The sequence below is a fragment of the Corynebacterium pygosceleis genome (genome assembly GCF_016595275.2).
GTDB classification, from domain to species: Bacteria; Actinomycetota; Actinomycetes; order Mycobacteriales; family Mycobacteriaceae; genus Corynebacterium; species Corynebacterium pygosceleis.
In genome coordinates, this window is sequence record NZ_JAENIQ020000001.1 from 695,032 (window position 1) to 713,978 (window position 18,947).

General features: G+C 65.7%; 15 protein-coding genes. 4 read left to right on the forward strand and 11 right to left on the reverse strand.

Annotation, left to right across the window (positions count from 1 at the left end; genetic code table 11):
• Positions 1-72 precede the first annotated feature (72 nt).
• Positions 73-1,533 carry a CCA tRNA nucleotidyltransferase gene (locus JIM94_RS03025; protein WP_248167903.1) on the forward strand — a complete coding sequence of 487 codons (1,461 nt, stop codon included), beginning with the start codon at positions 73-75 and terminating at the stop codon, positions 1,531-1,533.
• On the forward strand, positions 1,526-2,131 hold the full coding sequence (locus tag JIM94_RS03030; protein ID WP_200252798.1) for a YqgE/AlgH family protein: 606 nt from the start codon (positions 1,526-1,528) through the stop codon (positions 2,129-2,131). The genes JIM94_RS03025 and JIM94_RS03030 overlap by 8 nt, the downstream gene beginning before the upstream one ends.
• A 57-nt stretch (positions 2,132-2,188) precedes the next feature.
• Here JIM94_RS03030 and JIM94_RS03035 read toward each other — a convergent pair whose 3' ends face one another.
• Entirely contained in the window at positions 2,189-3,187 is a 999-nt protein-coding gene (locus JIM94_RS03035; RefSeq protein ID WP_200252800.1) for a bile acid:sodium symporter family protein, read from the reverse strand.
• Positions 3,188-3,379: 192 nt separating this feature from the next.
• Between JIM94_RS03035 and JIM94_RS03040 the strand changes: the two genes are divergently transcribed.
• A complete protein-coding gene (locus JIM94_RS03040) occupies positions 3,380-5,422 on the forward strand; it encodes an MMPL family transporter (protein WP_200252802.1) in 2,043 nt (680 codons plus the stop codon).
• 98 nt (positions 5,423-5,520) lie between these two features.
• Here JIM94_RS03040 and JIM94_RS03045 read toward each other — a convergent pair whose 3' ends face one another.
• The 10 genes from JIM94_RS03045 to JIM94_RS03090 all read right to left on the reverse strand — a co-directional run bounded on the left by JIM94_RS03045 (position 5,521) and on the right by JIM94_RS03090 (position 16,536).
• A complete protein-coding gene (locus JIM94_RS03045) occupies positions 5,521-5,868 on the reverse strand; it encodes a Rieske (2Fe-2S) protein (RefSeq protein ID WP_200252964.1) in 348 nt (115 codons plus the stop codon).
• Positions 5,869-6,046: 178 nt separating this feature from the next.
• On the reverse strand, positions 6,047-7,648 hold the full coding sequence (locus JIM94_RS03050) for a hypothetical protein (RefSeq protein WP_200252804.1): 1,602 nt from the start codon (positions 7,646-7,648) through the stop codon (positions 6,047-6,049).
• The gene (locus JIM94_RS03055; RefSeq protein ID WP_248702982.1) at positions 7,645-8,523 is read right to left on the reverse strand and encodes an ABC transporter ATP-binding protein; all 879 of its coding nucleotides are present in this window, start codon (positions 8,521-8,523) and stop codon (positions 7,645-7,647) included. Before JIM94_RS03055 ends, JIM94_RS03050 begins: the two co-directional genes overlap by 4 nt.
• Before the next feature lie 15 nt (positions 8,524-8,538).
• Positions 8,539-9,408 carry a helix-turn-helix domain-containing protein gene (locus JIM94_RS03060; RefSeq protein WP_200252806.1) on the reverse strand — a complete coding sequence of 290 codons (870 nt, stop codon included), beginning with the start codon at positions 9,406-9,408 and terminating at the stop codon, positions 8,539-8,541.
• Positions 9,409-9,559: 151 nt separating this feature from the next.
• Positions 9,560-10,399 (reverse strand): tryptophan synthase subunit alpha, encoded by an 840-nt coding sequence (gene trpA / locus JIM94_RS03065; RefSeq protein ID WP_200252808.1) that lies wholly within the window; start codon positions 10,397-10,399, stop codon positions 9,560-9,562.
• Positions 10,396-11,670, reverse strand: coding sequence for a tryptophan synthase subunit beta (trpB, locus tag JIM94_RS03070; protein WP_200252811.1), 1,275 nt, complete (start codon positions 11,668-11,670; stop codon positions 10,396-10,398). The genes trpA and trpB overlap by 4 nt, the downstream gene beginning before the upstream one ends.
• A complete protein-coding gene (trpCF, locus tag JIM94_RS03075) occupies positions 11,667-13,133 on the reverse strand; it encodes a bifunctional indole-3-glycerol-phosphate synthase TrpC/phosphoribosylanthranilate isomerase TrpF (RefSeq protein ID WP_234039229.1) in 1,467 nt (488 codons plus the stop codon). Before trpCF ends, trpB begins: the two co-directional genes overlap by 4 nt.
• The gene (gene trpD, locus JIM94_RS03080; RefSeq protein ID WP_200252815.1) at positions 13,126-14,148 is read right to left on the reverse strand and encodes an anthranilate phosphoribosyltransferase; all 1,023 of its coding nucleotides are present in this window, start codon (positions 14,146-14,148) and stop codon (positions 13,126-13,128) included. Before trpD ends, trpCF begins: the two co-directional genes overlap by 8 nt.
• Positions 14,135-14,803 carry an anthranilate synthase component II gene (locus tag JIM94_RS03085; RefSeq protein ID WP_200252818.1) on the reverse strand — a complete coding sequence of 223 codons (669 nt, stop codon included), beginning with the start codon at positions 14,801-14,803 and terminating at the stop codon, positions 14,135-14,137. Before JIM94_RS03085 ends, trpD begins: the two co-directional genes overlap by 14 nt.
• A complete protein-coding gene (locus JIM94_RS03090; protein ID WP_200252822.1) occupies positions 14,800-16,536 on the reverse strand; it encodes an anthranilate synthase component 1 in 1,737 nt (578 codons plus the stop codon). Before JIM94_RS03090 ends, JIM94_RS03085 begins: the two co-directional genes overlap by 4 nt.
• A gap of 463 nt (positions 16,537-16,999) precedes the next feature.
• On the opposite strand from JIM94_RS03090, the gene JIM94_RS03095 reads away from it, so the two are divergent.
• Positions 17,000-18,874 (forward strand): phosphoenolpyruvate carboxykinase (GTP), encoded by a 1,875-nt coding sequence (locus JIM94_RS03095; protein WP_248702983.1) that lies wholly within the window; start codon positions 17,000-17,002, stop codon positions 18,872-18,874.
• The last annotated feature ends 73 nt before the right edge of the window (positions 18,875-18,947 follow it).

The window sequence follows — 18,947 nt, forward strand, 5'->3', positions numbered from 1 at the left end:
AGACTCGGCCGGGTGAAAAACGAGGAAGCAACTGGACACTCCCGCCCGCATCCCGGTACCGGTACCGGTGCGGTGTCCGCGCTCGCCCGGGCGGAGAAGGCCATCGCCGGCCTGGCCCCCGTGCTGCTGCCTCTGGCGCAACGTTTCGCGGAACACGGCGCACCCCTCTACCTTGTCGGGGGCTCCGTCCGTGACGCACTGCTCGGGCGACTCGGCACCGATCTCGACTTCACCACCCCCGCCCGCCCGGACCTGGTCCGGGCGATCCTGGACGGTTACGCCGACATCGTGTGGGACACCGGCATCGATTTCGGGACCCTCTCCGCCGAGAAGGACGGGCAGCAGATCGAGATCACCACATTCCGGTCCGACACCTATGACGGGCAGAGCCGCAACCCCGAGGTCATCTACGGTGACACACTCGACGGGGATCTGATCCGACGCGACTTCAAGGTCAATGCGATGGCCGTCGAGCTGTCTGCTGACGGATCCTTCCGGTTCCATGACCCCGTCGGTGGTCTCGCCGACCTCGCACAGGGGGTCCTCGACACCCCGGCGACCCCGGAACAGAGTTTCAATGATGATCCCCTGCGGATGCTGCGTGCCGCCCGGTTCGTGGCCCAACTGGACTTCCGGCCCTCTGAGCGGGTGCACGCGGCGATGTCGGCGATGTCCGGGCAGATCGGCCGCATCACCGTGGAGCGGGTCCGGGCGGAACTCGACAAGATGATGCTGGGCACCGTTCCGTGGCTCGGCATCGACCTGATGGTCGACACCGGGATCGCCGACGTCATCTTCCCGGAGATCCCGGCACTCCGTCTCACCCAGGATGAGCACCGTCAACACAAGGACGTCTACGCCCACTCCCTCCAGGTGCTCCGTCAGGTGATGGAGAAGGAGGAAGACGGTCCGGACCTCGTTCTCCGGTGGGCCGCTCTACTGCACGACATCGGAAAGCCCGACACCCGGGCCTTCAACGGGGACGGCGCCGTCACCTTCCACCAGCATGAGGTGGTGGGCGCGAAACTCGCCCGCCGACGTCTCCGCACCCTGAAATATCCGAAACACATCATCAACGAGGTTAACCAGCTCGTCTTTCTCCACATGCGGTTCCACGGGTACGGGGAGAGCAGCTGGACCGATTCCGCCGTTCGCCGTTACGTCACCGACGCCGGTGACCAGCTTCCGCGACTGCACAAACTCGTCCGGGCGGATGTGACCACCCGTAACCGGCGCAAAGCGGAGCGTCTCGCCCGCACCTACGACCATCTCGAGGAACGGATCGCGGAGATCGGGGAGAAGGAGGACCTCGCCCGGGTCCGGCCCGACCTGGACGGCAACGAGATCATGCGGCTGCTCGACATCTCTCCGGGCCCCGAGGTCGGTCAGGCCTGGTCATTCCTGAAGGAGCTGCGCCTGGAACGCGGCCCCCTCGAGCACGATGAAGCGGTGGAGGCACTTCTCGCCTGGTGGAACAGGGAGAAGGGGCTTCCGGCAACCCCGGACACGACGGAGGACCGAGACAATGAGTGAGCTTTTCGGGGACCGGCTCTTCAACGCTCTGGAGCGCACCGATCCCGCGCCCGGCATGCTTCTCGTCGCGGCTCCCGGTCTCGTGGCGGGTGAGTTCACGCGGAGCGTGGTGCTCATCATCGAGCACGGTGACGCCGGAACCTTCGGCGTCAATCTCGTCGCCCGCAGTGAACTGTCCGTCGACGAGGTCATGCCCGAGTGGCTCGGGATCACGGCGAAACCGAAGGCGTTGTACGTCGGTGGGCCGTTGGCCCGGGACACCGTGCTCTGTGTCGGCGTGATGAAGAACGGTGTGGACCCGGCCGACACCCCCCGGTTGACCCGTTGCGCCAACCGCATCGTCTACGTCAACGGTGCAGCGGACCCCGCGGAGCTCGCGTCACAGGTTGACGGCGTCAGGTTGTTCGCCGGATACGCGGAGTGGGGACCGGGCCAGCTCCACGAGGAGATTGAACGGGGAGACTGGTACATCGCCCCCGCTCTCCCCGGCGACATTCTGGCACCGGGTCCGGCGGATCTCTGGAGCGACGTCATGCGTCGTCAGGCGGCACCTCTCCCCGCCTTCGCCACCTTCCCCGTTGACCCGAGAGACAACTGACGGGCCGGAACAGTGCCCCGACCCGTCGATGTTTCACGTGAAACCACCGGAGGTGGTTCAGACGTCGTCGACCATCCCCGGGGAGGACCCCGCGTCCGGTTTCTGCGCGGCGTGGTGTGACGCCAGGGCGGCACACATCATCAACTGCACCTGGTGGAAGATCATCAACGGCAGGATGAGCAGGCCGAGTTCCCCGGTCCCGAAGATGACTGCCGCCATCGGCAATCCCGTGGCGAGGGACTTCTTCGTCCCGCAGAACTGAATGGCGAGCGTGTCGGCCCTGTTGAACCCCAGATGCTGTGCGCCGAACCGGGTGAGCCACAGCATGAACGCGACGAGTCCGACGGAGAACACCACCAGGATCAGCAGATCCAGCGGTGTGACCCGGGACCAGATTCCCTCCACCATGCCCGCGGAGAACGCCGAATAGACCACCATGGTGATGGAACCGCGGTCGATGATCTTCGCCGCGGAATGGGACACGATCGATGTGACCCACGGCCGTGCGAGCTGCCCCAGGAAGAACGGCAGGAGCAGTTGAACCGCGATGTCGAGGAACACCTGACCACTGACGTGGACGTGACCGCCCCGGCTCATCAGGAGCATCACCAGCACCGGTGTGAGGACCACGCCGAGCAGATTCGACGCCGAGGCACTGATGATGGCCCCGGCGACGTTTCCCCGGGCTATCGAGGTGAACGCGACCGAGGACTGGACGGTGGACGGAACCAGCGTCAGATACACGATCCCGAGGAACAGGCCCGTCGGAAACAGGTTCCCGAAAGGCGTGAGTGCCACACCGATCAGCGGGAAAGCGACATAGGTGAAGGCCAGGATGGTGACGTGCAGTCGCCAGTGCCGGAGACCGGCGAGAGCCTCGCCGGGTGAAAGGCGCGCACCGTAGACGAAGAACAGAAGCGCGATCGCGAGCTTCGTCGCCACCGAGAACACCGCCGCCGCCTCACCCCGGACGGGTAGAACCAGAGCGAGGAGAACGGCGAGGAGAATGAGGACGATCAGCGGGTCGATCCGCATGCGCCTGATACGACTGGGCATGGGGACAGTCTAGGCGGAGCGCCGGAGCCGCGGCGGCGGGGCGGACGTTCCTCTCCCCACCCCGGTGCTCTCCTGTGGAAACATGGACGCATGAACCCCACTCATCCGGTCCACCCGGTATCCCCGGACCGAAAGGCGGGACACCGCGCGGAACCTGGACCGGGAGGTCCACCCTTCGTCATACGGAAAGCCGTGGGATGGGCCACCATCGTGGCCTTCCTGCTGCTTTTCGTGGGCCTGCAGTTCCTGGCCGCCGGCGCCGGAGATCCCGGCGGTGCGCCCCGGGGTCTTCCGGACACGGCCGAGTCCGCCCACGCCGGACAACTCCAGGACCGCTTCCCGGGAGGTGACAATCTGCCCGCCGTGCTGGTGTATTCCACCGGTGGCACGCTGGACTCCGACGAGTTGAACACAATCGACGGATCGGTGGAACGGCTGACGGACACGGAGCTGTCCGATGGGTGGATGCCGCGACGTGCGGGACCGACGGTGCCGCTGTCGGAACGGGCCGCGCAGGCGACGGTCCTCCTCCCCGCCGACCTGGACGGTTTGGAGCTCAACGGCGTCGTGACCGAACTGCGGGCTTCGGCCCGGGAGGGCCTCCCTCCGGGTGTCCGGGTCGAGGTGACCGGACCCGCGGGATTCGCGGCGGACACCGCAGCGGCGTTTTCGGGGGCCAACGTCACACTTCTCGCGGTCACCGCCGTGGTGGTCGCGGTGCTGCTCATCCTCACGTACCGCTCCCCCGTTCTCTGGCTCGTCCCCCTGGTCATCGTGGCGCTGGCGGACCGGGCCGCCGCCTCCGTCACCGCCTGGCTCTCCTCGACGACGGGATGGTTCGCCAACGACGGCTCCACCGCCGGAATCACCTCGGTGCTGGTGTTCGGTGCCGGGACGAACTACGCGCTGCTGCTGGTGAGCAGGTACCGGGAGGAGTTGAGGAGACAGTCGTGCCACCGGCAGGCCCTGGGGTGTGCTCTGCGGGGTGCGACCCCGGCCATCCTGTCCTCGAACCTGACGGTCGTGCTCGCCCTGCTGACCCTGACCGCGGCGACGGTACCGGCGTTTCGGAGCCTCGGAATCTCCAGTGCGATCGGTCTGCTGCTCGCCCTGCTCTTCGCCCTGGTTCCTCTGCCCGCGGCGTTGGCGGTGTGTGGTCGGGGGCTGTTCTGGCCGAAGATCCCCCGGGCCGACGGCCAACCGGAGACGGACGACGGAGTCTTCGGTCGGGTCGCCGCCGCAGTGGCCCGACGACCGGGAGCGGTACTCGCCGTGATGGTACTGCTCCTCATCTGCATGGGTACGGGGCTCGCCGGTACCCGGATCGGATTGTCCGCCACCGAACAGTTCCGGACGGACTCGGAGGCTGTCGCAGGGCAGCGCACCCTCGCCGACAACGCTCCGGCGGGTGCGTCCGCACCGCTCGTCGTCATCGCGGACGCGGACGCGGTATCCGGGATCCGTGGTGAGATCAACGCACACCCCGACCTCACCGTTCTCGGTCCTCCGGTGAAGAGCACCGACGGGGTGCTCGCCCGCCTCACGGTTCTACCGGACGCGGAACCCTCCTCACCCCGGTCCTTCCGGTTGATCCACGAGACCCGTGACATCGCCCGCGCAGCGGATCCCGGGGCTGTGGTGGGGGGTGCCGCGGCGCGTGATCTGGACGCTCGGGACGCGACCCTGAGGGATCTCCGCGTCTGTGTGCCACTGATCCTGCTGGTGGTGTTTCTCGTGCTGGTCGTGGTGCTGCGGGCGCTCCTCGCTCCCCTGCTGCTGCTCGCCGCGGCAGCACTGTCCACCACCTCCGCCCTCGGTGTGGGGGCCTGGATGTCCGATCACGTCTTCGGTTTCCCTGGTCTGGACGTGGCGGCGCCCCTCTACTCCATCCTGTTCCTGGTGGCGCTCGGGATCGACTACACGGTGTTTCTCGTGCTCCGTGCCAGAGAGGAGAGTGTCGGGCGCAATGTGCGGCGCGGAATGGTGAGGGCGGTGGGGCTCACCGGTGGGGTGATCACCTCGGCGGGGATCGTTCTGGCTGCGGTATTCGCGGTACTCGGGGTACTCCCCCTCATCACCCTCACCCAGGTCGGTATCATCGTCGGCTTCGGGATCCTGCTCGACACCTTCCTGGTCCGGACTCTCGTTGTCCCCGCACTCTTCGAGCTCATCGGCGAGCGGATCTGGTGGCCGGCACGGCCGGGGGAAGCTGCGGTCGCGGACATCGCGGAGTAGGTGACACAACGCTGAGGGCCCCGGGTCAGGTACCCGGGGCCCTCAGCGTTGTGCGGGGTGATCCTGGCGTCGATTTCCACGTGAAACATCGGCCGCGCCTAGGAGGCGGTGAGGGTGGTTCCTTCCGCGGAGAGGTCCGCGGGGTGGAGCGGATCCCGTGCGGGCCCCTCGATGACGGACCCATCCTCGATGTCGAAGACCGAGTTGTGCTTGGGGCAGCGGACCGTCGCGCCCTCGACGATGTCGACCTTCGCGCCCTGGTGGGGGCACACCGTTGAATAGGCGTGGAAAACCCCCGATGTCGGCTGCGCGATGATGAAGTTGCCCACGACGACCGCACTTCCCACCGGCACATCCTGTGCCTCAACGGATGCGGGCGTCTCCTTCCCTCCACACGCGGCGAGAACAGCACCGGCGAATGTTGTCGCGGTTCCGAGAAGGAACATCCGACGGCTGCAGGAAGGGTGGGTGTCCGGAGATGCACCGTGGTGGCTCATGGTGCCAGTATCTCCCATCGGAAGAGGTGTGTCACAGACGGTTAGGCTCGCCTCTTTCCCGGTGGGGTCGAGGGTGTCCCCCGCAGAGTCCGTACCCACCAGCCGTGGCCGGTTGACACCACCCGGGTCAGTGGACCTCCCGCCTGGTCGCCGCTCCGGTACCCGCGATCGTGCACGCGAGGCCGATGATCACCATCACGCCCGTTTTCCAGCCGGTTTCGGAGATGTCGGTGCTGGTCGGCGTGTGATTGAACACCGAGAGATCGATGACCCAGCCCGGCGGGTCGTACAGGGAACCGAAGATCCAGACCAGTGCACCGAAGATGAGGGGCAGCCAGGCGAGCATCCCGAATCTGGGACTCGCGCCAACCAGGAGAAGCGCGATTCCCGTCAGGGCCGCCGCAGGACCGATCTGTGCGAGGAAACTCACGGTGATGGCCGCGGTGGTCTCCCCCACGTCAGCGGCCTCCGGGACGGCTCCGAGCAGACCTGCGACCGTCCCCGCCACCACGAGGAGGAGCACCGTCGTCCAGCTCGACCGGGCGACGGATCTGTACGGCGCACTTCGGGCGACACCGCACGAGCGGATCAGGTCCACTGTGCGCTGGTTCTCCTCTGCCCTGAGGTGGAGCGCCGTCTGGACACCGGCCGCCGCCGTCAGAATCCCGATCTCGGTGGCGCAGTAGGCGAAGAACGACGGAACGATCCCACCGTCCCCGAATATTCTCTCGGCCAGTGGGGTCTGCCGCCCGTCGATGGTGGTCACGTCGATCACGGTCTGGAGGAGGGAACTCAGGACCACGGCCAGTACCACGACGGGAATCAGCCAACCGATCCTCGCACCACGGTCGAGTATCCGGCGAAGTTCCCCCGGTCCATTCAGATGGCGTGTGGATCCGTGCCCGGGATTCCCGATGGTGACCAGTGCCATCCCGAACTCCCGGTGTTTCTCCACCGTCACCAGACCGAGGCAACAGGCGAGGCACAGAATTCCGAGAATCGTGAGGGCCGGCCAGTTGTTCGAGTCATAGGGCGATGCTATCGCGCGCCAACCCAGCGGGCTGATCCAGTTGAGCTGTGGGAGATCCCGACTGTCCGCCAATGCGCGGATGATGAACTGTCCGGCGAGGACGCCGAAGGCCGCCCGCCGGATGTTTGCGGGGTCCCGGACGAAGAGGGTGCACGCTGCCGTCAGAAACGCTGTTCCGAGGACGGTCAGGAGGACGGTTACGCCGAGAACCAGGGAGCCCTCCGGGGGAAGATCTCCGACCGCGGAGTTCGCGGCGATCATCACGGCGCTGGTCCCCGTGCCGAGGAGTAGCCCGGCGATCGTCGCGGTGGCCAGAGCGGCTGCGGGCACTGACCCCGGACGGAAGCCCATGGTCCGGATCAATTCACCTGTTCCGGCCTGTTCCGGCCCGCGAAAGAGACCGGTCACGAGGAGCACCGTCATCACTCCGGCGAGCAACGTGAGAAGCGCTCCGCCCTCCAGTGTGACCAGTTGACCGAGGGAGCCATCCCCGGGTGCCTGACCGTACATCGCCTCGACGATGGCGTTGCCCCGGAAAGCATCGGCGGCGAGCTTCCTGGAGGCGGGATCCGGGTACTGGGTGTCGTATCCGGAAGGCAGGGCACCGATCAGTGCCAGGAGTGGAACGATCCACAGCAGAAGAAAGCGGCGACGGAGCCGGAGGTTGAATCTTGTCAGGGACAGTGTCTCGGTGATCATCGCTCCTCCGCGTAGTGGTCGAGGAAGATGTCCTCCAGTGACGCCGGCGTGCTCGTGATGTCGTGGCCGCCGCTCTCGATGATCCGGCGGAGAAGGTCCGTGCTCTCCTCCCGGTCGATGGTCGCCGTCAGCCGGGAGCCGTCCACGGACACAGCTGAGAGGGAACGGAAGTGCTCGGGTACTCCCCCGTCGAAGTGAGCGGAGACATGGTGGGCCGAAATCTGTTTCAGATCGTCGACTTGTCCTCTCAGTACCACCCTCCCCGATTTAATCACTGTGACGGAATCGCAGAGCTTCTCCACTTCGCTCATGATGTGACTACTGAGCAGTACAGTCGCCCCTCTCTTCGCCTCACGGATGATCTGCTCCTCGAAAACCTGCTCCATCAGTGGATCAAGCCCGGATGTGGGTTCATCGAGGATCAGCAGATCGGCGTCCGCTGATAGAGCGGCGATGAGGAGCACCTTCCGCCGGTTACCCGTGGAGTAGTCCCGGTTCCGGCGGTTGACGTCAAGCTGGAAAGCCTCGATCAACTCCGCACGTCGTTTCTCGTTCACGTTCCCGCCCCGTAGCTTGGCGAGGAAGTGGATGGTCTCCGCTCCGGTGAGCTGCGGCCACAGGGTCACCTCGGCGGGGACGTAGGCCACGCGACGCAGCACCTCCGGACTGGATCGTGGATCGCTCCCGAGGACCTGAACTGTTCCGCGGTCAGGGTGCAGGAGACCGAGCAGAATCCTGATGGTGGTCGACTTTCCCGCACCATTGGGCCCGAGGAAACCGTGAACGCTCCCCTCCCCCACCTCCAGGGTGAGTCCGTCGAGGGCACGAACGGTGCCGAACGTTTTGGAGAGGCTGTCACAGAGCAGTGGTTTCACGTGAAACTCCCTTGTCTATCGAGCGGGTCTGAGGTGTGTGTGTGGGGTGTCAGTGCAGTCGGGGTGGGACGGGGTGATGTCTGTGATCCGGGTGCACAGACGATCGATCTGCGCCTCCACGTACCGTGCTTCGACCGGGTCTGGAAAGGCGAGGAAGATGAGCTGACGTATCGGCGTGCTCCGAAGTGCACGGAGGTACCGAGAAATGGCGTTGATGATCAGACTGGTGCCGGTCTTTTGCAGGAGGTCGATGAAGTGATCAGCGGCGGTGTGGGCCGCTGCGGTGATCTCCGCGGGAGCGAGTTCGTTGATCCGCGTGAACCGGTCGATATCCGCGCGAAACGTAACCAACGAGGATTCATCAATTTGTGCCGCCCAGTCGAACAGCTCGCTGGGTATGACACTGCGAGGGAGGAAAAGCTGGGTGAGTTGCTTCTTTTTTCGGATGAGTGCGATGAAACGGTCATCGTCCACTCCTTCCGTCAGGCGGTCGCAGATGTCGTCGAGCTGGTTCGGCAGCGGAGGAATCAGGTCGAACTGGGATTCCGGTGTTTCCCCGAGGCACCGGCCAGACAGTCCTGAGCGGAGATCCCGGAGGCGGTCCCGTTGGTTCTCCAGAGTCGCTATCTGCTGGTTGATGGCATCTTCCGTGGCCTGGAGTTCCCGTGCCACATCGATACCGTCATCCGCGATGAGGCTCTGGATTGACGTGAGCGACAGACCCGATCTGCGCAGGTGACGTATCCTCTCTACCCTGATGAGATGTTCGAGGCCGTAGTCCCGGATGCCAGCCCCTTCGGGTACGGGGAGCAGGCCTATCTGGTGGTAGTAGCGGATTGTCCGCACTGTTGTGTCGGTGTATTCGGCTAGCTCCTTCACCCTCATGCCTCAATGGAACACCGTGACGCTACGTCACGGTCAAGCGCCCACAGAAACTGTGATGAAGCTGATATCACACAAGATACTGTTCCGTGTCGGTGGCGGACACGCGAAGGCCCCATGTTTCACGTGAAACATGGGGCCTTCGGTCCCGGGGCTATCGCCGAGTCGCGGCTTTCATGCCGGCCGTGAAATCACGCAGCTCCCCGAGGAGAGCCGGGAGATCGTCGACGGTACGGGTCGCCGGGGAAGCGCCGGAACAGTGTCGTTCGATGATCCGCGTGATCGCGGAACCGCAGATCGCGCCGGCGGCACCGGCGTCAATGGCCGCCCGGACGTGATCGGGGGTGGAGATCCCGAACCCGAGCAGGGCGGGAGCCCCACCGAAGCGCCGCAGGTTCGCGACCACGTCGGCGAGCCCGTCGGTGCTGGAGGCATTCTCCGCTCCGGTGACACCGACACGGGAGACCGCGTAGATGTAGCCGCGGGAGTGGGCCGCGACGCCGGCCAGTGTCCGCTCCGAGGCGTGGGGTGGGGCGATGAAGATCTGGTCGACACCGGCTTCCTCAGCGGCCGCGGAGAAGGCCGCGCCCTCTCGGACGGGAACATCCGGGATGAGCACCGAGTCGGCACCGGCCTCCGACACGGAGGCGTAGAACTCCCCACTCCCCCGGGCGAAGGGGACGTTGCCGTAGATGAGCAGACCGATGGGAAGCTCCGGCCAGGTGTCGCGGATCCGGCGGATGATCGAGAACGAGGTGTCCACGTCCACACCGGCGTCCAGCGCCCGGATGTGGGCGGCCTGGATCGTGGGGCCGTCCGCGACCGGGTCGGAGAACGGCACACCCAGCTCGAGGGCGTCCGCTCCACCCTCGACGAGGGCACGGACGATCTCGAAGGAGGTCTCCGCGTCGGGGTCGCCGAGCATGACGAAGGGAACGAACGCCCCCTCCCCGGCGGCGTCGAGACGCTCGAACAGTGCGGGATAGCGGCTCATCGGTTGTCCTCCATGACGAGTTCGGGGTGATCGGCGAGGGTGCGGCGGACGTGATCGACGTCCTTGTCACCTCGCCCGGAAAGTGAGACGAGGATGGTGATCTCCCGGCCGTCCTCCTCGGCCGCTGCGGCACGCTTGAGTGCGTAGGCCAGCGCGTGCGCGGACTCGAGAGCGGGAATGATCCCCTCGTAACGGCTGAGCAGCTGGAACGCCTCCAGTGCCTCCGCATCGGTGATGCCGACGTACGTTGCCCGGCCGGATTCGTGCAGGTACGCGTGCTGGGGACCGACGCCGGGATAGTCCAGTCCGGCGGAGATGGAGTAGCTCTCCTCGACCTGGCCGTCCGCGGTCCTCATCAGATAGGAGCGGGCACCGTGGAGGATGCCGATCTTCCCGGCGTGGATGGGTGCGCCGTGACGTCCCGAATCCAGCCCCTCCCCCGCCGGCTCCACTCCGACGAGCTCAACGGACTCCTCGTCGATGAAATCGGCGAACATGCCGATGGCGTTGGATCCTCCGCCGACGCAGGCCGTCACCACGTCCGGCAGCCCGCCGGTCCGTTCGAGCATCTGCGCCTTGGCCTCGGTCGAGATGATCCGGTGGAATTCGCGGACGATCGTCGGGAAGGGGTGCGGTCCGGCGGCGGTGCCGAGGAGGTAGTGCGACTCGTGGAACGTGGCCGTCCAGTCGCGCAGAGCCTCGTTGACGGCGTCCTTGAGTGTGCCCGCCCCTGAGGTCACGGGGACGACCTTCGCGCCCATCAGTTCCATCCGGTAGACGTTGGGTTGCTGGCGCTGGACGTCCTCGGCACCCATGTAGATGACGCACTCGAGATCGAGAAGCGCGCACGCGAGCGCTGTGGCGGTGCCGTGCTGGCCGGCGCCGGTCTCCGCGATGATGCGGGTCTTGCCCATCCGCTTCGCCAGGAGTGCCTGGCCGATGACCTGGTTGGTCTTGTGGGCTCCGCCGTGGACGAGATCCTCGCGCTTGAGGAAGATGCGGGCCCGGCCACGTCCCCTGCCAGGCAACGGCAGATTCGAGCATTCGGTGAGCGGGGTGGGGCGACCGAGGTAGTCGCGGAGGTAGTCGGCGAGTTCCGTGCGGAACCCGGGATCGTCCATCGCGTCGACGAACGCCTTCTCCAACTGGTCGAGTGCGGGGATCAGCAGCTCGGGTACGTACTGTCCACCGAACTGGCCGAAGTAGGCGGGCAGAATGGTCGCGCCGCCGGACGTGTCCGGAGTCGTCGAATCATGTTCGGGTGGGGTCATTTCTCTACCGCCTGTTCATTGTTGAAGGTGCGAATTGTGGCGAAGGTGCGTGCGATGTGTCCGGTGTCCTTGTGTCCGGACCAGGGGCCCGCGTCCGGTCCGTACTCGAGACCGGAATTGAGGTCCAGACCCGCGCAGTCCACACGGAGGGCGTCACGCAGGTTAGCGACCCCGATTCCCCCGGCGAGGAACGACCGCTGCTTCACGTTCTCCGGGATCGTGGACCAGTCGAACGCGGTGCCCGTGCCGCCCGAACCGGAGTCCAGGACGAACCTGTCGACGAGTGGTTCTCCCTCGGCGAGTGCGGAGACGGTCTCGGCGGCTCCGGGACTCGTCATCGGGACTGCCCGCCAGAGTTCCACGTGGTCCGGGATCTCGGTCCGGATGCGTCGGATCAGTTCACCCTCCTCGTCGATGGTGCCGAGGGGGCAGTGGACCTGAACCGCCGCCACTCCGTCGACGCAGAGCTCGCCGTAACCGGAGGAGCGCCGGCTGACCGCGACGTAGCGCAGCCCGGGTTCCGCGGCGATTATCGACTCCGCTGTACGGATGTCGACCGCACGCGGGGACGCCGCCTCGAAGATGAGTCCACCGTAGACGGCACCGGCGGCGCGGGCGGCCTGTGCGGCACCCGGTGTCCTCAACCCGCACACCTTGTTCGGCCCGTAGACGAGCTCCCGCGCTGCGGCGTCGATGTCGGGTTCCCCGGTGAGCTGCGAGCCGACGAGGAAGCCGTTCACGGGTGACCCGATGCGACGGATCGTCGCGTTGTTCCGGATCCCTGATTCGGCCACCAGGACCGCGTTGTCCGGGGCGAGGGGCGCAAGGTGGGCGGAGCGATCCAGATCGATGCTGAGGTCATGGAGATTGCGGTGGTTGATACCGATGATCCTCGCCCCGAGATAGCGCGCACGGTTCATCTCGTCCTCGTCGACGACCTCGGTGAGGATGTCGAGGGCCAGCCGGTGCGCCTCCTGCGCGAGACGTGTGTAGGTCTCGTCGTCGAGGACCGACAGCATGAGGAGGACGGCGTCGGCGCCGAAGTAGCGGGCGGCATGGACCTGTACCTCGTCGACGATGAAGTCCTTGCACAGGACCGGCAGGTGCGTGGACATCGCCACGGTGGCGAGGTGGTCGTAGTCGCCGCCGAACCTGTCGGGCTCACAGAGGACGGAGATGCCCGAGGCGTAGCGGGAGTAGACCCGCGCGATGTCACCGGGCTGGTAGTGCTCACGGATGAGCCCGAGTGAGGGCGAGGCGGACTTGCACTCCATGATGAAGCGGTTCGCTCCCCTGCCCCGGTCGGGCAGATCCCCGCCGAGGCTGGCGAAGAGGCTTCGGGTTGAGCGGGGCAGTGCCTCCGGGTCCACGTGGCTGATGCGGCGGCGGATGTCGTCGAGGTGGCCCTTCCGGGCGGTGACGATCCCCTCGAGGACCGTCGGCATCGAATGGGCGTCAGGCATAGTCAGCCTCCTCGTGGGTCGCGAGCCAGGTTTCCACGGTCTTGTCCGCGAGCAGCTGCTTCGCTTTCGTCGCTCCGGCGGCGATGGTGTCGCAGTCACCGTTGAGGTAGAACAGGGCACCTGCGTTGACGGCGATCGCGTCGAGATGGGCGTCGGGGCCGGTTCCGGCGAAGGTGGCCCGGATGTGTTCCGCGTTCTCAGCCCCGTTCCCGCCGGCGAGGTCGTCCAGGGAGTGGGTGCCGACCCCGAGATCCTCCGGGGTCAGTTCGTAGTCGGTGACGGAACCGTCGCGTAGCTCCCAGACGGTGGTGGGGCCGTGAACGGCGATCTCATCGGTGCCGGATCCGTGCACGACGAGTGCCCGGGTGCGCCCCAGTTCGCGCATGACCTCGATGATCGCGGGGCCGAGTTCAGGTCGGGCGATCCCCATCAGCTGGAGGTGCGGCTTCGCCGGATTGAGCAGTGGGCCGAGAATGTTGAAGATCGTCGGAACCTTCAGTTCCTTGCGGACCGGCATGACGTGGGCGATCGCCGGATGGTAGGCCGGTGCGAAGAGGAACGTGAAGTTGGACGCCCGAACCTGTCGTTCCGCGCGTGTCGGATCCAGGTCCAGGGGGATGTTCAGGGCCTCGAGGACATCGGCGGACCCTGATCTGGAGCTGACGGAACGGTTGCCGTGCTTGACCATCGTCACTCCCCCGGCTGCCGCGACGAGTGCTGCGGCGGTGGAGATGTTGATGGTGTTCGCGCCGTCACCACCCGTGCCACAGGAATCCGTCACGCCCTCCCCCTCGACGGGGAAGGGGCGGGCCGCGTTGATGAAGGCCTGTGCGGCGCCGGCGATGTCGGAGGCCGTTTCGCCCCGGGTCCGTAGTGTCGCGAGGAGTGCGGCAACCTGGACGGTCGAGTAGGAGCCGGTCGTGAGGGGGTTGAAGACGGCACGGGCTTCCTCGACCGTGGGGTTCCCGTTGTCCAGGTAGGCGGTGAGGAGAGTGTGCGGATCAGTGTGCGTCATCGGTGGATCCTTCGCGGGTGTGGGTGAGCAGCGTTTCGACGCTGCGGGTGAGAATGTGCGGTCCGGAGGGGCTGAGCACCGACTCGGGGTGGAACTGCAGTCCGAGGGCTGTTCCGTCGGTGGTACGGGCGGCCATGGTGACCTGTCCGATCTCCGAGTCACAGGTGGCGAGAGACACCATGCCCTCCGGGATGGCGGTGCAGCCGAGCGAGTGGTATCTGGCGATGGGTACCTTACGACCGGTGACTCCGGGGAGATCCGGTCCGGCGTCGACCGTCAGTCCCCGGAACACCGGGCTCGCGGTCCCCTCGTCCGTCAGTGTCATCAGATCCGATGTGCCGTGGACCGGTCCGCAGGGTTCGACTCTGCCGCCGTGGTGATCGAGGAGGGCCTGGAAACCGAGGCAGATCCCCAGTATCGGGATGCGGCCCAGGGTGGTGCCGATCAGTTCCATCATGGTTCCGGCGTCACGGGGGTGGCCGGGTCCGGGTGACAGGCAGATGAGGTCGGGATCAGCGTCGATGACGGTCTGGACGGGGACGGTGTTCCGGAAGACGGTGCAGTTGAATCCCGCGACGGCGAAGGCGTCGACGAGGTTGTAGACGAAGGAGTCCTGGTTGTCGATGAGGACGATGTGGGGGCGTGGACCAGTCACCGGATGACCTCCAGATTCGCGTCGGCGGCGAGAGCGATGGCGTTGAGTACGGCGAACGCCTTGTGCAGTGATTCATCGGCTTCGGCCTGGGGTTTGCTGTCGCGCACCACCCCGGCTCCGGCCTGGACGACGGCGCGGCCGTCACGGACGAAGGCGGAGCGGATGACGATGCAGGTGTCCATGTCACCGTTCCCCTTGAGGTACCCGACGGCACCGCCGTAGGAGCCACGTCGCTTACCCTCCACATTCCTGAGCAGTTCCATGGCCCGGAGTTTGGGGGCACCCGTCAGGGTCCCCATGTTCATGCAGGCACGGTAGGCGTCGAGGGGATCGAGTTCGGGGTCCAGTTCGGCGGTCACCCGACTCACGAGGTGCATCACCCGGCTGTACCTGTCCACCTGGAGAAGGTCCGCGACCCGGCGGGTCGCGGGTACGGCGACCCGTGCGAGGTCGTTGCGGGCGAGATCGACGAGCATGGTGTGTTCCGAGATCTCCTTGGCGTCCGTGCGGAGTTCCAGTTCGGCCCGGATGTCGAGTTCGTCGTTGATGGTGCCGTCCGGGTTGAGGCCGCGGGGGCGGGTTCCGGCGATGGGGTACAGCTCGACCTGGCGCGTGCCGGCGGTGAACTTGAGATTGGACTCCGGTGAGGCACCGAAGAGCTCGTAGGAGTCACCCGCCGCCAGTCCCCTGACATAGAACATGTAGGGACTCGGATTGGTGGCGCGGAGCGCACGGTAGGCGGCGAAGGCGTCCGGGCAGGGGGCGAGGAAACTGCGCGCCGGGACCACCTGGTAGATGTCACCCACCTCGATGTTCTTCTGGAGCTGTTTCACCTGTTCCCGGACCGTGGCATCGTCGGTGTCGGTCGTGATGGTGAGTGTGTCGGTGTGGTGGGCGGTGGGGATGTACGCGTCCGCGTGGTCGGGCTCGGCCGCCTCGATGGCCTCGGCCAGTCGTGCGAGTTCCTCTCCGAGCCGTTCCGTCTCTTCCTCTCCGACACTGACACCGACGAGTTCCGCTGTTCGGGACTGGTGGTCGATCGTGAGGAGGATCTCCGCGACGAGGAACTGGTAGTCGGGGTAGGTGTTCTCCCCGGGTGCGACCTCCGGCAGGTCCTCGAAGGTGTCGATGTAGTCGAAGGCGAATCCCCCGGCGATGAAGGGCAGTGATCCGGCCCGATCACTGTATCCGGGATCCCGCTGGAGCCGTCGCAGCGGCTCGACGGTGGAGATCTGGGTCAGTCTGCGGCGTTCATCGACTTCCGTTCCCGGGGGGAACCGGAATGAAACCTTCCCCTCTCCCCCGTCGGACGCCGACTCCCCGACCAGACGGTCGGCCAGTGTCTCCCGGAGACGTTTCACGTGAAACATTCCGGATTCCGTGAGGGGTTCGGCGCAGACCCCGTCTCCGTGGCAGGTGACGCGGACAGATCCGCGGAGAATCGCGACCGAGGTGAGTCCCTGCTTGGAGCTGATGTCGGCGCTTTCGAGAAGGACCGCATCGTCGACGGAGGTGCCGCCGAGGAAAGCGAACAGATTTGAGGCGTTTTCGTGGTAGCGAACGGAGATCCTGTGGATCGTGGCATCGATGGCGGGGGGTGATGTCGTTGCGTCGCCGGTCGTTGAGTCGGTGTCGGTCACCTCGAATGGCCTTCCTTTGTCGTCGGGGGCGGGAGAGTCGTCCGCGTTGCCCCGGGGTTCCTTCTTCAGGGGGCTTCCGGTGGCTACCGGCATGAAGAAAGGCTCGCTGCTTGTGGTTCAAGCGGGCGAGCCCTGGGTGTCAGATTCTGACGGTGAAAATACCGTCGCCTACATTCCGTGGCTCGCGTTGTCAGCGTGCCACCACCACTGGGTGCGGGAGGGTGTGGAGATGAGGGACATGCGACACAGTCTAGCACCGGACGTCGATGGGGGTGCAAACATACCTGGCCGGTGTATCACCCCTTGAAAGGTGTGGTGTGTGCCTCCTCTCCCCCGACGGGGCGGGGCTGCACGGAGGATGTCGGCATTCGATGTGGTACGTGTATCCGACGTGTACAACCATGGGACGGAATAAAGTCGGTGACGTAAAAACGGTGTTCAGTTTCAGATGACACTGATAGACTAAAAACGAAATACGGAGGTACGAACTCCCGTGGGTGTCCGTTCTGGGCCCCCGATGCACCTCCCCCGCCATCCCAGGAGAAAGGTGACCGCTGTGGCAACAACCGACTACACGACAGTGCTGAAGGAAGCGGGCGTCGACAATCGGCACATCATCGATTTCGTCAACGAATGGGCGGTGATCCTGGAACCCGATTCCGTCGAGGTCATCTCGGCCGCTGATGACCAGAGACTGATCGATTCCGCGTTGGCGGATGACGAGATCCAGCCGGCCGGCGAGGGCCGCTACTACTCCCGCAGCTACCACAAGGACACCGCCCGCACGGAAGAGAAGACCGTGGTGGCGACCCACGATCCCGCGGACCGGGGAGAGTACAACAACTGGCGTGACGCCTCGGAGATCACCGCCGAGCAGAAGACGAAGATGGCCGGTGCCTACCGGGGCAGGACGATGTACGTCCTCCCCTACCTGATGAGTCCGAAGGACTCTCCCTTCGCCCCGTGGGCCGCCGGCGTCGAGCTCACCGACAACCGGACCGTCTGCCTGCACATGATCCGGATGGCCCGGGTCGGGATCGACTACCTCGGTGACCTCGAGGATCCGGACCACTTCGTCCGTGCCGTTCACGTCACCGGTGACCTGGAGAATCTCGGCCAGGGTACGGAAGACGACCAGCGCTGCTTCGCGACGGTCGCCGACGAGCGCACCATCCTCCACTACGGCTCCTCGTACGGCGGAAACGCTCTCCTCGGAAAGATCGCGCACGGTCTGCGTCAGGCCTGCTACGACGGCTGGGCCTCCGGGGAATTCCTCGCCGAGCAGTTCATGCTCATCGGCATCCACGACAAGGTGACCGGCGAACACCGCTACATCTGCGGCGGATTCCCGTCCGCCTCCGGCAAGACGAACCTCGCCATGATGCTTCCCCCGGACGGCCTCGGGGACCGCTACGAGGTGTTCTTCTACGGCGACGACATCGTGTGGCTGCGCGTGGGCGTCGACGGCCGGCTCTACGGCATGAACCCGGAGTTCGGTGCCTTCGGCGTCGCCCCCAACACCAACCGCAACACCAACCCGACCGCGATCGACGCCATCGGTGAAGGCACCGGAACGCTGTTCACCAACGTCGCCTACAACACGAAGACCCACCAGGTGTGGTGGGAGGGCATGACCCCCGATCACCCGGAGGACCTGGACGGATGGTTGGACTGGAGGGGTGAGCCGATCGCCGACCGTCCCGTCGAGCGTCAGCGTTCGGACGCGAAGGGTGACGAGTGGGCGCACCCCAACTCCCGTTTCACCACCACACTCGCCAACGTCCCCAACGTCGCCCCCAACTACGAGGTTCCCGGTGGTGTGCCGGTCGATGCCGTGATCTTCGGCGGCCGTGTCCGTGACCGTGAGCCGCTGATCCGCGCCTTCCGCGATCCCGCGGAAGGGGTCTACGACGGACTCACCCTCGGGGCGGAGGCCACCGCGGCAGCGGAGGGCAAGGCCGGACAGCTGCGTTACGACCCGATGTCCATGCGCCCGTTCATGGCCTACCCGGAGGGCCGCTACGCGCAGCACTGGCTGGACATCTTCGACAAGGCCAAGGAGGTCGGCGGCGACAGTGCACTGCCGGTGTTCGCGCACGTCAACTGGTTCCAGCGGGGCGAGGACGGTCGCTACATGTGGCCCGGATACCGCGACAACCTGCGAGCACTGCTCTGGCTGCTCGACTACAAGGACGGAAAGGTCGAGGGAATCGAGACCCCTGTCGGACTGATCCCGAAGATCGACGAGCTGGACCTCACCGGTTTCACCGGCGACCGTGACGATCTCGAGGCGGTTCTCACGATCGATCGTGAACTGTGGCTGAAGGAGATGGACTCCCGTGCCGAGCACCTGTCCCGCTTCGAGGGCCTGCCGGAGCGCATCTGGGAGGCGCACCGTCGTGTGGAGAACGACCTGAAGGACGCTGAATAGCGCCTGAATCAGACAAAATCTGAATGGTACCGAATGGTACAGAAGTCACAAGCGGGTGGGATGTTTCACGTGA